This window comes from Pseudomonas sp. PAMC 25886 (assembly GCF_000242655.1).
In the GTDB taxonomy this organism is placed as follows: domain Bacteria; phylum Pseudomonadota; class Gammaproteobacteria; order Pseudomonadales; family Pseudomonadaceae; genus Aquipseudomonas.
Genome location: NZ_AHHC01000050.1, coordinates 364,254 through 379,280, shown reverse-complemented (window position 1 = coordinate 379,280; position 15,027 = coordinate 364,254). Strand labels below are relative to the sequence as shown.

The 15,027-nt window shown below is 64.5% G+C and carries 11 protein-coding genes; 6 read left to right on the top strand and 5 right to left on the bottom strand.

The window, feature by feature from the left end; genetic code table 11:
- Positions 1-78 precede the first annotated feature (78 nt).
- On the top strand, positions 79-1,626 hold the full coding sequence (locus tag MUM_RS0117285; RefSeq protein WP_010171989.1) for an ATP-binding protein: 1,548 nt from the start codon (positions 79-81) through the stop codon (positions 1,624-1,626).
- Here MUM_RS0117285 and MUM_RS0117280 read toward each other — a convergent pair.
- Together MUM_RS0117280 and MUM_RS0117275 are read right to left on the bottom strand one after the other, a co-directional pair.
- Positions 1,573-4,365, bottom strand: a complete 2,793-nt coding sequence (locus MUM_RS0117280; RefSeq protein ID WP_010171987.1) for an ATP-binding protein — start codon at positions 4,363-4,365, stop codon at positions 1,573-1,575. The genes MUM_RS0117285 and MUM_RS0117280 overlap by 54 nt on opposite strands.
- 65 nt (positions 4,366-4,430) lie before the next feature.
- Positions 4,431-4,829, bottom strand: coding sequence for a helix-turn-helix domain-containing protein (locus MUM_RS0117275; protein ID WP_010171985.1), 399 nt, complete (start codon positions 4,827-4,829; stop codon positions 4,431-4,433).
- Between the two features lie 205 nt (positions 4,830-5,034).
- Here MUM_RS0117275 and MUM_RS0117270 point away from each other — a divergent pair, with 205 nt between their 5' ends.
- The 5 genes from MUM_RS0117270 to MUM_RS0117250 all read left to right on the top strand — a co-directional run bounded on the left by MUM_RS0117270 (position 5,035) and on the right by MUM_RS0117250 (position 10,193).
- Positions 5,035-5,943: a LysR family transcriptional regulator gene (locus MUM_RS0117270; protein WP_010171983.1), complete on the top strand. Its 909-nt coding sequence runs from the start codon at positions 5,035-5,037 to the stop codon at positions 5,941-5,943.
- A gap of 80 nt (positions 5,944-6,023) precedes the next feature.
- A complete protein-coding gene (locus MUM_RS0117265; protein ID WP_010171982.1) occupies positions 6,024-6,617 on the top strand; it encodes an antibiotic biosynthesis monooxygenase in 594 nt (197 codons plus the stop codon).
- Complete coding sequence (locus MUM_RS0117260) at positions 6,614-8,452, top strand: amidohydrolase (RefSeq protein ID WP_010171980.1); 1,839 nt, start codon at positions 6,614-6,616, stop codon at positions 8,450-8,452. Before MUM_RS0117265 ends, MUM_RS0117260 begins: the two co-directional genes overlap by 4 nt.
- A 24-nt stretch (positions 8,453-8,476) precedes the next feature.
- Positions 8,477-9,094, top strand: a complete 618-nt coding sequence (gene ycaC, locus MUM_RS0117255; protein WP_010171978.1) for an isochorismate family cysteine hydrolase YcaC — start codon at positions 8,477-8,479, stop codon at positions 9,092-9,094.
- A 211-nt stretch (positions 9,095-9,305) separates the two neighbouring features.
- Positions 9,306-10,193 (top strand): LysR family transcriptional regulator, encoded by an 888-nt coding sequence (locus tag MUM_RS0117250; protein ID WP_010171976.1) that lies wholly within the window; start codon positions 9,306-9,308, stop codon positions 10,191-10,193.
- A gap of 1 nt (position 10,194) precedes the next feature.
- Here MUM_RS0117250 and MUM_RS0117245 read toward each other — a convergent pair whose 3' ends face one another.
- From MUM_RS0117245 to MUM_RS0117235, 3 genes are all read right to left on the bottom strand, one after another.
- Positions 10,195-12,654 (bottom strand): TonB-dependent receptor plug domain-containing protein, encoded by a 2,460-nt coding sequence (locus MUM_RS0117245; protein ID WP_010171974.1) that lies wholly within the window; start codon positions 12,652-12,654, stop codon positions 10,195-10,197.
- 251 nt (positions 12,655-12,905) lie between these two features.
- The gene (locus MUM_RS0117240; protein ID WP_010171972.1) at positions 12,906-13,397 is read right to left on the bottom strand and encodes a RidA family protein; all 492 of its coding nucleotides are present in this window, start codon (positions 13,395-13,397) and stop codon (positions 12,906-12,908) included.
- Between the two features lie 25 nt (positions 13,398-13,422).
- Positions 13,423-14,997: a flavin monoamine oxidase family protein gene (locus tag MUM_RS0117235; protein WP_010171970.1), complete on the bottom strand. Its 1,575-nt coding sequence runs from the start codon at positions 14,995-14,997 to the stop codon at positions 13,423-13,425.
- Positions 14,998-15,027 lie beyond the last annotated feature (30 nt).

Genomic DNA, 15,027 nt, shown 5'->3' with positions numbered 1-15,027 from the left:
GCGCACCTGAATGTCCGTGTGGATCCCTGTGCCAGCATTGTCCTGTCACGGGTAGCTGGCAAGATAGCCGTCAGTCCCATGGAAAAGGATGCGCAGGCGCCCAAGACCGGGTGTTTCAGCGCTTTGACGAGCATGCATAGCCTTCATACGATTGAGCCTGAATGTGAAGTGCGCTTCGGCCCCTTCACCTTTTACCCCCAGCAGCGCCTGGTGTGCGAAGAGGGCCGGCCGCTGCCGCTGGGCGGGCGTGCCCTGGACATTCTCGCGGTGCTGGTGGAGCAGGCCGGGCAGTTTGTCAGCAAGGCAGACCTGATTACACGGGTGTGGCCCAGCAGCGTGGTGGAGGAGAACAACCTGCGGGTGCACATCGCGGCCTTGCGCCGTGCCTTGGCCGATGGCCAGGGCGGGCGGCGTTATATCGTCAACCTGCCGCTGCGCGGGTACTGTTTTGTCGCGACGCAACCGATGCAGGCAGCACCGGCACAGCCCTTGCCTCACCATAACCTGCCGGCACGCCTGGTACCGGTGTTCGGCCTGGACCCGCTGGCGCATGCCCTTGCACGGCGCTTGCCGGGCCAAACGCTGATGACGCTTACCGGGTGTGCCGGCATCGGCAAAACCACCCTGGCCCTGTACCTGGCTGCACAGGTGCTGCCGCGTTATCGCGACGGCGTGTGGCGGGTGGAGTTGGCCGGTGTCAGCCAGCTATCGGGCGTGGTCCGCCAGTTGTCCGAGGCGCTCGGGATTGACGTTGAGCCGGGTGGCACCTTGCAAGGCTTTTGCCGACAACTGGTGTCGCGGCATTTGTTGTTGGTCCTGGATGGGTGTGAACAGGCGGTGGCCGCGTGTCGCAACCTGGTGTTCGCGCTGCGGGAGATGGCGCCCCGGGTGACGCTGTTGTTAAGCAGCCGCGAAGCCTTGCACATTCCTGGGGAGTGGGTTCAGCGCGTGCCGGCCCTGGTCGTGCCGCCGCTGTCGGCATTGGCCGATGTCGAACAAGCGCTGGCTTATCCTGCGGTGCAGCTATTTGTCAGTCGTGCCCGGGCCAGCCAGCAAGGCTTTGGTTTGCGCAGGCAAGACCTGGCGCCCCTGCGGGATATCTGCCGGCGCCTTGACGGCATCCCGCTGGCCCTGGAACTGGCGGCGGCCCAGGTCGATGCCCTGGGCGTCAAGGGCTTGCAAACACAGGTGGCGAACGGCTTGCTGGTGCTGACTGGCGGGCGGCGAACGGCCGTAGGGCGGCACCAATCCATGAACGCGGCACTGGACTGGACCTACGATCGCTTGAGCCTGCCGGAGCGTTGGCTGTTCCTCCAATTGGGGTTGTTCAAGATGGCGGTGAGCCTGCCGACGCTGGGTGCGCTGATTGCCGGCACTGAGCTGGAGCATGCCGACTTGCCTTATCTGCTGGCACGGTTGGTGGACACCTCGCTGCTGACCGTCGAACCCGGCCCCGGACCTCAGCGTTATCGCCTGCTCAATTGCGTACGCGCCTACGCGTTGGCCCGTTTGGGTGACCCTGCCCAGGTGGGGTTGTTGCAGCAAGGCTACGGGCACTATCTGGGGGCGTTCTCAAGCCGGCAGTTTGTGGTGCAGTTCGTCGAGCAGGCGGCGCACGCTCACTAGGTCCGGCGTGGAAAACCCTTCGGTAAAGCGCCCATGAACGGCTTGCAACAGGTCGCGCGCGGCGGCGTGCCGGCCCTCGCGATGCCATAGCCGGGCCAGTGACAGGGCGCTTCGCAGTTCCCAGGCCAAGGCTCCCTGCTGATGCGCCAGCCCCAGCGCTTCCAGCAACAGGCTTTCAGCCGCCTGCACCGGGGGCGAGTCAGCCTGGTGCAGCAGGGATTCGGCCCGCACCCGCAGAATCTCCGCGGTGCACCAACCCGCATCGCCTTGCCTGGCTCGTTCGAAGCAGGCCTCATCCACGTCCCGAGTGTGCAGGGTCACGACGATGTCCTTGATCAGGCCCAGGCCTTCGACGTGCTCCTCGTGCGCCACGCCGTCCAGTGCGTGGGTGTAATGCCTGGCCCAGGTGTCGAACAGCAGCACCGAGTGCTTGCGCGCCTGCTGTGACAGCAGTTCCAGCATTGATCGGGCGGCCCCGTCGTCGCCGTTGTAGTGGGCGATGACGACACCCGCGAGGGCCAGTGTGTAGCAGATCGAGGTGCCGTGATTGATTTGCAGCGCCAGCTCCAGCGCCTGGCGGGCAGTGCGCCAGGCGCGCTCCGGGAACCCCTGGAGCCAGAGGATGCGTGCCAGTACCGTCAGCGACGCCACGTTCTGGTCGTATTGCACGCCAAATCCATGGGTAAACCGATTGAGGTGGCCGCTGTGGGCCATACGCTGCATCACCTGTTCGGCGTTGTGCCGCGCCAGGGCCTGGTTGCCGGCAAAATGTTGCGCCAGCACCCGCAGGCGCTGTGCGCTCAAGGCCAGCAGCGGTTGGGCGTTGGGGTCCAGGCGGTCGAAATGCAGGCTTTGGCGCAGGGCCTGGCGGTAGTTGCCGTTGCACAGGTTGACCGCCATATGGCCGGACACGGCCCTGAGTTGGCCGGCGACATTGTGGCTGCCTTCGGCCAGCTGCCGTGCCTGCACGAACGCGTTGATGGTCTGTGGGGTTGCGCCCTGGGTGTGATAGGAAAAGCTGCCCAGGGCCAATTGCAGTTGCAGGTGCAAGTGCGCGCAGGGAGCAGCCGATTGCTGAAGCAGGGCCAGGGCTTTGCCTACGTACAAACCATGCTCGGTGAGCAGCGACAACTCCTGCCACAGCGGCATCGCGCTGACCGTCAAACGGATGGCCAGCAGCGGCGCGCCGTTCTGGCTCAACCCCCAGTCGAGGGCGGCACGCACATCTTCGCGACAGCCTGCATAACGGTCGAGCCACTGCCGGGTGGACACTTGTTCCCAGTCGGCTTGCGCCTGATTCATCAGTGTCAGGCACCGGGCGGCGTGTCGCTCACGGCTGGCCTCCAGCTCGCAGGCAGCGCTGAGTTTCTCCAGGGCGTAGGTCCGGGTGATGTCCAGCAGCCGATAGGCCACCGCTTCATCGCCCACCTCAACGTTGAGCAAGGACTTGGCCACCAACTGCGTGATTGAACCCAGCACCTCCGTCGGCGCAATGTGCTCACCGCCTATCACCGCCGCCGCTGATTCCAGGGTGAAGCCACCCCGGAACACCGCGAGGCGCCGCAGGCATACCTGTTCGCAAGCGGTCAGCAGGTCGAAGCTCCACTCCAGGGTGGCGCGCAGGGTCTGGTGCCGCGGCAGAGCGCTGCGTCGGCCACGGGTCAACAGGCGAAAGTTATCCTCCATCTGCACCCGCAGGCCCGGCAGGCCAAAGCGTTTTATTTGCGCCGCCACCAGCTCGATCGCCAAGGGAATGCCGTCCAGGCGTCGGCAGATATCGATGGCCAGGGGCAGTTCGCTGTCACTCAGTTCAAAGCCGTCCCAGCACGACAGTGCCCGTTCTACCAGCAATTGCAGCGCGGGATACGCCATGGCTGCGGCGCGGTCGCCAGTGGCCGGTGGGCATGCCAAAGGCTCCAGGCGTTGTACGAACTCGCCTTCTGCGCGCAGGGCTTCGCGGCTGGTGGTCAAAATGTGCAGATGGGGGGCATTGCGCAGCAGGGTTTCACTGATCAGCGCAATATCGTCGAGCAGGTGCTCGCAGTTGTCGATCACCAACAGCATCTGGCGCTCGCGCAGCAGGCCGGCCAGGCTGGCCAGCGGCTCGTGACTCGGTGCTGGGAGCTCCAGCAGGGCTGCCAGGTTGGGCACGATCATTGAGGGCTGGCTCAGGGGGGCGAGGTCCAGCAGGCGAATGCCGTCGCGGTAACGCCCGATCAGCAATTCCGCTACCCGCAGGGCGACGGTGGTCTTGCCGATACCGCCTGCACCCGTGAGGGTGATGAAGCGGTGCCGAGGCAACTGGTGCACCAGGCTTTCGATCAGGGCCTGGCGTCCCAGCATCCGAGTGCGGCGCAGCGGCAGGTTGTGCCCGGGATGATCCCCCGCGCTGTCGCCTTCCAGCGCCGTGGGTTCGATACTCAGGGGCGCCACGAAACTGTAGCCGCGCTGGGCCACGGTGACGATATAGCGCTGCCCGGCCTGGCCGTCGCCCAGGGCCTTGCGCAGGGCCGCCATGTGCACCCGCAGGTTGCCGTCCTCCACCACGGTCTTGGGCCAGACCCGGGCGATCAGCTCCTGTTTGCTCACCACCTGGCCGGCGTGCTCCAGCAAAACCAGCAGGATATCGACCGCCCGACGGCCCAGGCGCAATGGCTGGCCACCTTCCAGCACCACGCGCTGGCGCGGGTGAATCCGGTAGGGGCCGAAATGCATGGCCTGGTCGTTGAGGTTGCTCATGCGCGGTCTCTGGAGCGAGGTCTGTGGTGCATATTCCAGAGGTTTGCGCCGGGGTGCAATCACCACTAGGCGGCGATCACGCGAAGCTGGTGGTTACGCCAGGTCATCGGGTTCACGCCTTCGCTGCGGCTGAATATGTGGCAGAAGTGTGCCTGGTCGCAAAATCCGCATTCCTGGCTGATTTGGGTCAGGCTCAAGCCAGAGCTGATGATCAGTTCCTTGGCCCGCTGGATACGTTGTTGCCGAATCCATTCCTGGGGAGAGAGGCCCGTGGTGCATTTAAAGGCGCGAGAGAAGTGGCTGCGGGACAGGGCGCAGGCGCGGGCCAGCTCGGTGACCTCCAGGCTTTCCCCAAGGTTCGCCAGGATCAGCTGTTTGACCATGCGTTCGCGGCGGGTACACAGGCCGCCGGTAGCGGAGGCGTGCGCGTGCCGGTCAGGTGCGATTTGCTCAAGTCGGGCCATGACAGATTCCGTGGTCGATGGGAGCGTTCCCGGTGAGTGAAAGTCCAGTGTAGACGGCCGTATTCTTGGCGCCGGGCTGTCTGGCTGGCGAGTTAATCGTTGTTAATTTCGCCAGGTGACTGCGGAATAAAGACAGCACAGGCATGCAATTGCACATGCCTTGAACGTGGTTAGCTGATGGGGTCCTCACCTCCCGGGAAACCCTATGAATCGCAACGACTTGCGCCGTGTCGACATGAACCTGCTGGTGATTTTCGAGGCCCTGATGTTTGAAAAGAACCTGACCCGGGTGGCCGAAAAACTCTTCATGGGCCAGCCGGCGGTGAGTGCGGCCCTGGGCCGGTTGCGCGACCTGTTCGATGACCCGCTGCTGCTGCGCAATGGGCGCGGCATGGAGCCCACGCCACGGGCCGTGGCGATCCTCAAGGAGTTGCAACCGGCCATGGACATCATTTCCGGCGCGGTCAGTCGCGCCAAGGACTTCGACCCTTCCACCAGTTGCGCGGTGTTTCGCATAGGGCTGTCGGATGACGCCGAGTTCGGGTTGTTTCCCCTGTTGCTCAGCCAGCTGCGCGAAGAGGCACCGGGGATCATCGTGGTCGTGCGGCGTGCGAACTACTTGCTGATGTCGGCGTTGTTGGCCAGTGGTGAGATCTCCGTGGGGGTCAGCTACACCACCGAGCTGCCGGCCAACGCCAAGCGCAAGAAGCTGCGGGATATTCCGTGCAAGGTCCTGCGGGGCGACGATCGGCCTGAGCCGTTGACCCTGGATGACTACTGTTCACGGCCCCATGCCATGGTTTCGTTTTCCGGTGACCTGAGCGGCAATATCGACCTGGACCTGGCACGGATTGGCCGGGCCCGGCGAGTGGTGTTGGCGGTGCCGCAATTCAGTGGGTTGCGGGCCCTGCTGGCCGGCAGCGAGATGATTGCGACGGTGCCCGATTATGCCGCGTGCGCATTGACGCAAGGCAGTGCATTAAGGGCCGAGGACCCGCCATTCGCCATCGATGCCGCAGAGCTGTCGATGGTGTGGAGTGGGGTGCACGACAACGATCCGGCGGAGCGCTGGTTGCGATCACGCATTGGCGAACACATGTCCCGGGCGCTTTAACAGAGCACGTACATCCAATTTTTACCCAGCGTCACACCCCACACTGCGCCCATCGCTCACGTATTCAGGGGAGGAGCACGATGGACTCAGCAACGCAGCAAGGCGGGCCGGACGAGGTGGTCACCCTGGTGGTCAAACACCGCATCAAACCCGGCCGCGAAGCCGACTATGAAGCCTGGCTACGGCGCATCGTGCGTATCGCCGGCGAGCGCCCGGGCCACCTCGGCGTCGACGTGGTGCGCAGCAAGCAGGGCGGCCTCGCGCTGTTCACCTGCGTGCTGCGTTACCGCTCCACCGATGACCTGGAGCGCTGGCTCGATTCGCCGCAGCGCCTGGCGTTGATCAACGAAGCCGCACCGATGTTGGCCGATGGCGACCAGACCGAAGTCGGCGCGGTGAACGAGTTCTGGTTCTCGCCCCAGGCCGATGCCGCTGCCAAGCCGCCGCGCTGGAAACAGGCGGTGGTCACGCTGCTGGTGATCCTGCCGCTGACCTTGCTGGTGCCGATCATCTGGGGCCCGGTCCTGCGGCTGCATCCGTTCCTGTCCAACTACATCGTTGCCACCTTTCTGGTCACCGTGACCATCGTCGTACTGGTGGTGTACCTGCTGATGCCGGCGGCCACCCGCCTGTTCGCTCCCTGGCTTGAAGCCTCTGTAAAGGAAACCCTATGAACGCTGATCTGATTCTGTTCAATGGCCAGTTCCACACCGTGGACCGTGAAAACCCCCGCGCCACCGCAGTCGCTATCCACCAGGGGCGCTTTGTCGCGGTGGGCACCGACGGCGAAGCCATGGCCCTGCGGGGCAGTGGCACCCAGGTCATCGACCTCAAGGGCCGCACCGTCATCCCCGGCCTCAACGACTCGCACCTGCACCTGATCCGTGGCGGCCTGAACTACAACCTTGAACTGCGCTGGGAAGGCGTGCCGTCCCTGGCCGATGCCCTGCGCATGCTCAAGGACCAGGCCGACCGCACGCCCACGCCGCAGTGGGTGAGGGTGGTGGGCGGCTGGAACGAATTCCAGTTCGCCGAAAAACGCATGCCCACCCTCGACGAGCTCAACCAGGCCGCCCCCGATACGCCGGTGTTCGTGTTGCACCTGTATGACCGGGCCTTGCTCAACCGCGCCGCCCTGCGCGTGGCCGGCTACACCAAGGACACACCGAACCCGCCCGGCGGCGAGATTGTGCGCGACAGCAACGGCAACCCCACCGGCATGCTGGTGGCGCGGCCCAACGCGATGATTCTCTACGCGACCCTGGCCAAGGGGCCGAAACTGCCCCTGGAATACCAGGTGAACTCCACCCGCCAGTTCATGCGTGAACTCAACCGCCTGGGGCTGACCAGCGCCATCGACGCCGGCGGCGGTTTCCAGAACTACCCCGATGACTACGCGGTGATCGAGCAGTTGGCCAAGGACGAGCAACTGACCGTGCGCATCGCCTACAACCTGTTCACCCAGAAGCCCAAGGAAGAACTCAGCGACTTCAAGAATTGGACCGGCAGCGTGACCCTGCACCAGGGCGACGACTACCTGCGCCACAACGGCGCCGGCGAGATGCTGGTGTTCTCGGCGGCCGACTTCGAAGACTTCCTTGAACCACGCCCGGACCTGCCGCTGACCATGGAGCAGGAACTGGAACCGGTGGTGCGCCACCTGGTGGAACAGCGCTGGCCGTTCCGCCTGCACGCCACCTACAACGAATCGATCTCGCGCATGCTCGACGTGTTCGAGAAGGTCAACCGCGACATCCCGTTCAACGGCCTGCCGTGGTTCTTTGATCACGCCGAAACCATCACCCCGCAGAACATCGAGCGAGTGCGGGCGCTGGGCGGCGGCATCGCGATCCAGGACCGCATGGCGTTCCAGGGTGAGTACTTTGTAGAGCGCTACGGTGCCAAGGCGGCCGAGGCCACGCCGCCGATCAAGCGCATGCTCGCCGAGGGCGTGCCGGTGGGCGCCGGCACCGACGCCACCCGGGTGTCGAGCTACAACCCCTGGACCTCGCTGTACTGGATGGTCAGCGGCCGCACCGTCGGCGGGCTGGAGCTGCACGCCGAAGGCTTGCCCCGCCTGACCGCCCTGGAACTGTTCACCCACGGCAGCGCCTGGTTCTCGTCGGAGCAGGGCAAGAAGGGCCAGATCAAGGTCGGCCAGCTGGCGGACGTGGCGGCCCTGTCGGCGGACTTCTTCAGCGTCGACGAAGAAGCCATCAAGTGGATCGAATCGGTATTGACCGTGGTCGGCGGCAAGGTGGTGTACGGCGCCGGCGACTTTGAACATTTTGCGCCACCCAGCGTGCCGGTGCTGCCGGACTGGTCGCCGGTGGTCAAGGTACCGGGCCACTGGCGCCCGACCTCAACGCTGCAGGCCCAGGTGCACCAGTGCAGCGGCCCGTGTGGCGTGCATTCCCATAGCCATGAACGGGCGCGTCTCTCGAGCGTACCGGTCAGCGACTTCCAGGGTTTCTGGGGCGCGTTTGGCTGCTCGTGTTTTGCCTTCTGAATCAACCCCCAAAGGAGTGTTCCCATGACTTACAAACGCCTGAACAAAGATGACGCCGTGGTGCTGCTGGTGGACCACCAGACCGGCCTGATTTCGCTGGTGCAGGACTTCTCGCCCAACGAGTTCAAGAACAACGTGCTGGCCCTGGCGGACCTGGCCAAGTTCTTCAAGCTGCCGACCATCCTCACCACCAGCTTCGAAAGCGGCCCCAACGGCCCGATGGTGCCGGAGCTGAAAGAGCTGTTCCCGGACGCGCCGTACATCCCGCGCCCTGGCCAGATCAACGCGTGGGACAACGAAGACTTCGTCAAGGCAGTGAAAGCCACCGGCCGCAAGCAACTGATCATCGCCGGGGTCGTGACCGACGTGTGCGTGACCTTCCCGACGTTGTCGGCCCTGGCTGAAGGGTTTGAAGTGTTTGTGGTCACCGACGCGTCGGGGACCTTCAACGAAACCGTGCAACAGGCGGCGTGGGCACGCATGACGGCGGCCGGTGCGCAGCTGGTGAACTGGTTCTCGGTGGCCTGCGAGCTGCAGGTGGACTGGCGCAACGACATGGAAGGCCTGGCCAACCTGCTGTCGCCGCGCATTCCCAACTATCGCAACCTGATGAACAGCTACTCGGCACTGGCGGCCAAGTAACCTCAGGGCCGAAGCAACCTCCTTGTGGCGAGGGAGCTTGCTGTGGCGAGGGAGCTTGCTCCCGCTGGGCTGCGTAGCGGCCCCAAAAATCCTGGGAGCGCTTCGCACTCCAGCGGGAGCAAGCTCCCTCGCCACAGGGGTATCGATATTTGATTGGTGGTGATGCGACAACCCGGTTATAAAGAGCTTCAGCGTCCACCGAGAAGCGACAATGAACCCCTTCGAAGACATGCGCCTGTTTTGCCAGGTCATGGAATCTGGCAGTTTCACCGCCGCCGCCGAACACCTTGGGCTGTCCAAGCAATTTGTCAGCCGTCGCCTGATCCAGCTGGAAGAGCGCCTGGGCGTACGCCTGCTCAACCGCTCCACCCGCCGCCTGGACGTCACGCCCCTGGGCCAGAGTTACTACGAATCCGCCTTGCGCCTGCTCAGTGAAGTCGAGCAAGTGGAGCAGGGTATCGCCGGGCAAAACACCGACCCCCGCGGCACGATTCGCCTGAGCGCGCCGTTGTCGTTCGCCATGGCACACCTGGGCAGCCTGTTGCCGCTGTTCCTGCAACGCCACCCCCACGTCACCGTGGAAGTGGACCTCAGCGACCGCCCGGTAGACCTGATCAGCGAAGGCTACGACCTGGTGCTGCGCATCGGCATCCTCGAAGACTCGACCCTGATCGCCCGGCGTATCGCCAGCGTGCAACGCGTGTACTGCGCCAGCCCGGATTACCTGGCGCACCACGGTACACCGCAACGCCCCGACGACCTGGCCGACCACGAATGCCTGCCTTACGGCCATGGCCGCCAGGTGCAATGGCACTTCAAGGTTGACGGTAAACCCCACACCCGCAATGTCAGCGGGCGTATGCGGGTCAACAACGGCGAGTTGCTGTGCGAAGCCGCGATTGCAGGATTGGGCATCACCTACCTGCCGAACTTTATCGTCGCCCAAGCCCTGCAGGACGGCCGGCTGGTGACACTGCTGGACGACTTCGCGCCCGAGTCCCTGACCCTTTCCGCCGTGTACCCCCAGCACCGCCAGAGCTCGCGCCCGGTGCAGGCGTTGATCGAGTTTCTGCGTGAACGCCTGGCCGGCGGTTGCTAAATCAGAACGCGTACTGCACCCGGCTGTAGTAATACCCGCCGGTAAACCCGAACGGCGAATAACTGCCCCAGTTGTCGCCGAAAGAAGAGTTCTTCACGCCGATGTGATCCGGGTATTTGTCGAACAGGTTCTGCGCACCCACCGCTACGGTCAGTTGCCGGGTGATGGCGTAGGCCACGTCGAGGTCGGTGATCCACTTGGCCGAATACGTGCGGTCCAGGCTCGGATCGCTGGAGCTGTTGACCTCGGTGTAGGTGCCGTAGCGGGTCAGGCGCAGGTTGACGTCGAAGTCGTGGATCGCCCAGTCGGCAGAGAAGATCATCTTGCTGCTGGGTGAGGTCTTGGTGATCAGCGCCCGCGACTGGCGGCCCATCAACTGGAAGTTGCCCAGGGCGGCGAGCTGCGCCGGAGTGTCGTTGACGCTGAGGATTTGCGTGTGGTTGTAGTTCAGCGCCGCCGTCCATTTCACCGAGCCGTAGCGGTCGAGGTTTTGCCGGTAGTTGCCCACCACGTCCACGCCGGAGGTGCGGGTGTTGGCGCCATTGGTAAAGTACTGCGCGCCCGCCGTGGCCGGTACGCCGATGCCGTCCAGCAGCGCCGCAATGCCCGGGCCCTGGAAGCGTTCGCTGAGCACCAGGCGGTCCCGCAGGTTGATCACGTAACCGTCCACCGTCAGGCTCAGGTCGTCGCTTGGAGTCACGGCGAAACCGAGGCTGAAGTTGGTCGAACGCTCCGGCTTCAGTGACTTGGCGCCGAGTGCCTGGGCGCCGGCGGAATCCACCGGCAGGATCACGTAGTTATACGACTGGTACACCCCGTTGATGGTGTCGAACCCGGTGGAGCGCGCGGTGAAGATCTCGTTGGCCAGTGACGGCGCGCGAAAGCCGTTGCTCACGGTGCCGCGCAGGGCGAACACCGGGTTGAACGCATACCGGGTGCTGAGCTTGCCACTGCGGGTGCCGCCGACGCCTTCGTTGTAATGCTCGTAGCGCCCGGCCACGCCGACGTACCACTGTTCGGTGGGGTAGAAACCCAGGTCCACATAGCTGGCGAGGCTGTTGCGGCTGATCTTCTGCGCGTCTTCCGGGCGGATACCGTTGGTGACCTGGGCCCCCGGATCAGGGCGCTGCCCGGCCCGCGGATGGCCCGCCGGGAACACGTAGCCGCCATCGATATACGAGGCCTCGGAGCCGGCGCGGGTCTCGTAGCTTTCGCGCCGGTGCTCCAGGCCGAACGCCACGTCCAACGGCTTGGCCAGGCCGATCTCGTAGTTGTTTTTCAGGTCCAGGTTGGTGGTGAGCTGATCGGCAATGTAGATGCCGGAGGTAAACGTGTTCGGCGTGCTTTCACCCAGGGACGGGTTCTGGTTGTCGTAGGTGCGCTGCTTGGCGTAGTTGCGCCCGTAGGTGCTGCTCAAGTCCCAGGCCCAGCCGCCGCCGAGGTCGTTGCCCTTGGCACCGAAGGCCGATTGAAAGTCGGTCTCGTTGACCAGCCAGTACGGGCTGTAGCCGTCGGGGTAACCATTGGGCCCGGTGGTGATGGTGTTGCGGCCATTGGGCAGGCGGAAGTTCTGGCCGTCGTTGTTCTCCCGGGTGGCCAGGGTGGAGAACGAGTACAGCGTCAGGTCATCGTTCAGCGGCAGGTCGAGGTTGTACGCCACATCGGCCAGTTGGCTGCGGGGCGAACCATAGCCTTTGTAGGTGTGGTGGCTGGAGGTGGCTTCGCGCGGGTCGGGGGAGCCATCGGCCAGCGGGTAGTAATGGCTGCTGTAGCCGTTGCTGCCGGCCTTGTTGTCGCGCTCCTGGTAGCGGGTGTCGAGGGACACGTTGAGCACCCCGGCTTCGCCCACCTGGAAGCCATAATTCAGCGCCTCCTGGCCGGTGCCGCGCTTGCCGTCGTAGTTCTGGCCCAGGGTGGTGTCGGAACTGCCGCCGGTGGTCTGCTTGAGGATGATATTGATCACCCCGGAAATTGCATCCGAACCGTACTGGGCGGCGGCGCCGTCGCGCAGCACTTCCACATGGTCGATGGCAGCCACCGGGATCAGGTCCAGGTCGCTGGGGGCGGCGCCGCTGTTGATGCCGTTGATGTTCAGGGTGGCGCTGGTGTGCCGGCGTTTGCCGTTGACCAGCACCAGCACGTGGGAGGCGGTGAGGCCGCGCAGCGTGGCCGAGCGCACCACGCCGCTGGCATCCCAGCCGGCGCGGTCCGGCAGGTTGAAGGACGGAATGAGCTTGCCCAATGCCTCCAGCAGACTTGGCTTGCCCACGGCCCGCAGCTGCTCGCCGCTGATCACATCAATCGGTGTAGGGCTGGTGGTGACCGTGCGTTGTTCGGCGCCACGGTTGCCGGTGACCACCACGGTGTCGAGGGTGGGGGAGCGGTCTTCGGCGGATTCGACGCCGAAGGACGCCAGGCCGCACGCCAGCGAGAGCGGCAGCAATAAGGGACGGCTATGCATGAGAGTGAAGCTCCTTGGTCTCAGATGTTGCTTGCCCTGTGGAAGGAGAGGGCTTGTCCTGTGGCGAGGGGGCTTGTCCCCCGTTGGGCTGCGAAGCGGCCCCAATAAGCGCACCGAGTTCTACCAGGCAAACGTGGGCGCCTGGTTTGGGGCTGCTTCGCAGCCCAACGGGGGACAAGCCCCCTCACCACAGAAAGCACCTCGCCACAGAGATACCCAAGCCGAACAGGTTATTTGCGATGCCCGGGGGATCAGCGTTTGCGCGCAGCAACCGCTTCGATTTCTACCAGCCCGCCGGGCAACGGCAACGCGACGACTTGCACGGCAGTGCGCGCCGGTTTTTTCGGTTGCTCGGCACTGCCGAAGAACGGCGTGTAGCCTTCCTGCAACCCGGCGAAGTCCAGCTTGCCGCCCTTGGCCGGATCACCTACCAGGAACACCCGCAACTGCACCACATCCCCCAGATCCAGGCCCTGGCTTTGCAGTACGCCCTTGAGCTTGTTGAGGATCGAAGTGGTCTGGATCGCCGTGTCGCCATAGGCCGCAAACGAGTCTTTCGGTGCCTTGGGGTCGTGCACATCAGCCAGCAATCCACTGACAAACAGCAGCTCGGTTTTCGGTGGCACCGACACCGCCAGCGAGATCGGGAAGTTCGAGTTGGGCAGCGGCACGCGCTTGATCTCATCGGCGTGGGCGGCGAGGGTGGTGGCGGTCATCAGCAGTCCTGCAAAAAGAGTTTTCATCAGTTCATTCCTTGAGTGAGAAGGTTCAGGCGGCAACGCCCGGTTGCTGGCGTTCGGCATGGCGGCCGATCAGTGAGACGATGCGCCGTGCGGAGTCGGCGGCGCTGTTCTGCCAGATGCCGACACCGCCGTGGGCGAGGGCGTCGCTGGCCAGGTAAGTACGGCCCTGGGGCTCGTTGAGCAGGCGATAGGCGCTCTCGCCAACCTCGTCGTTGACGATCCACGGGCCCTTGCTGTAGCTGACTTTCGACCAGTTGATCGCCACCGGTTTTTGCAGTTTGGCGCTGTGGCCGGGGTGCAACAGCTCCACCGCCTGGCGTGAAGAGGCGAACTGTTCGGCCAGGGATTTTTTGCTGAAAGCCTGGGCCGACTCGCTGGTGTTGTAGGCCGCCACCAGAATCCCCTGGGCGCTGTTGAGACGGTCGCTGGGGTACCACAACCCTTTGACTTCATGGTCGAGGTACGACAGGCCGCCGTAGATGTTGAAGTCGGTTTCCCAGAAACGCGGTGCCTGCCACGCCACCTTGTTGGCCTGGTCGCTTTGCGCGGTCTGGATCGCCTGCTTGAACGGCGCGGTGAAGTTGCTCGGCAGCTTGGCCAGCAGTGGCAACGGCACGGTGACGATGGCGTAGTCGGCGCTCAGGGTCTGGGTCTTGCCGCTGAGGCGGTCGCGGTAGCTGATGCGGCTGCCTTGCTCTGAGGTCTGGATATCACTGACTTCAGCGTTGAAGCGCACCGCATCCTTGAGGTGCTCGTAGAAGGCATACGGAATGCGGTCCATGCCACCCACCGGCTGGAACATGGTGGAGGAAAACTCCGGTATTTCGTCGAACACCAGCGCGCCCCACAGCTTGGGATTGAGCAGGGTTTGCAGCTCCAGCGGGGCGCGGGTCACGCCGGTTTGATCACCGGCACCGGGCACCCGGGTGTAGCCGGAACGCACCGAGCCCTTGTATTGCAGGTCGCCGTTGAGGTCGCCGTACACCTTGAGGAAACTCAGCAGGGCCTTGCGGTCGTCCACGCTCAGGTCCTGGTCCAGGGCCTTGCGGCTGACGGTACGGGCCAGCAGTTCCGAGAGCTGGCCACGGGTGTCGTTGACCGCCTGGCGCAACTGGAACGCCGGTTGCTGCGTGTCCGGCCGGGCCAGGGCGTTGCGGCTGCTGTTGACCAGCACTTGCAGCTCCACGCCCAGCTCGCGGCAGTAGCCGAGGAGGGTCTGGTGGTGGCTGGGAATGCGCGCGGGGCCGGCGTTGAAGAACTGCCCGTCATCAAAGTCGACGGTCTGGCTGACACCGTCGTCGAAGTCGACTTTGGTGCCACGGCGCAGCGTCCAGTTGCGCCCGCCCACCCGGTCGCGGGCCTCCAGGATCGTCACGTTGAAACCGGCCTTGCGCAGCTCGTAGGCGCTGACCAGCCCGGAGATCCCGGCGCCGACCACCACCACGTTCTTGCCCTTGCCGGTGCTGCCCAATTGCAGCGGGGTAAAGCTCGATGCCACTGCCTGAGGCGTCAGCCCCAGCGCGCCCAGTGCGCTGACAGCGGCGGAATAACCGCCCACGGCGGCAATACGGGAAATCAGTTCCCTGCGGGTAAAAGCCATGATTCGCTCCTTGAGATAGCGGTGCTTTTG

What these genes read in the sequence shown, in the direction of transcription:
- MUM_RS0117285 (WP_010171989.1), top strand. Translation starts at nt 79, where the DNA reads ATGGAAAAGGATGCGCAGGCGCCCAAGACCGGGTGTTTCAGCGCTTTG.
- MUM_RS0117280 (WP_010171987.1), bottom strand. Translation starts at nt 4,365, where the DNA reads ATGAGCAACCTCAACGACCAGGCCATGCATTTCGGCCCCTACCGGATT.
- MUM_RS0117275 (WP_010171985.1), bottom strand. Translation starts at nt 4,829, where the DNA reads ATGGCCCGACTTGAGCAAATCGCACCTGACCGGCACGCGCACGCCTCC.
- MUM_RS0117270 (WP_010171983.1), top strand. Translation starts at nt 5,035, where the DNA reads ATGAATCGCAACGACTTGCGCCGTGTCGACATGAACCTGCTGGTGATT.
- MUM_RS0117265 (WP_010171982.1), top strand. Translation starts at nt 6,024, where the DNA reads ATGGACTCAGCAACGCAGCAAGGCGGGCCGGACGAGGTGGTCACCCTG.
- MUM_RS0117260 (WP_010171980.1), top strand. Translation starts at nt 6,614, where the DNA reads ATGAACGCTGATCTGATTCTGTTCAATGGCCAGTTCCACACCGTGGAC.
- ycaC (WP_010171978.1), top strand. Translation starts at nt 8,477, where the DNA reads ATGACTTACAAACGCCTGAACAAAGATGACGCCGTGGTGCTGCTGGTG.
- MUM_RS0117250 (WP_010171976.1), top strand. Translation starts at nt 9,306, where the DNA reads ATGAACCCCTTCGAAGACATGCGCCTGTTTTGCCAGGTCATGGAATCT.
- MUM_RS0117245 (WP_010171974.1), bottom strand. Translation starts at nt 12,654, where the DNA reads ATGCATAGCCGTCCCTTATTGCTGCCGCTCTCGCTGGCGTGCGGCCTG.
- MUM_RS0117240 (WP_010171972.1), bottom strand. Translation starts at nt 13,397, where the DNA reads ATGAAAACTCTTTTTGCAGGACTGCTGATGACCGCCACCACCCTCGCC.
- MUM_RS0117235 (WP_010171970.1), bottom strand. Translation starts at nt 14,997, where the DNA reads ATGGCTTTTACCCGCAGGGAACTGATTTCCCGTATTGCCGCCGTGGGC.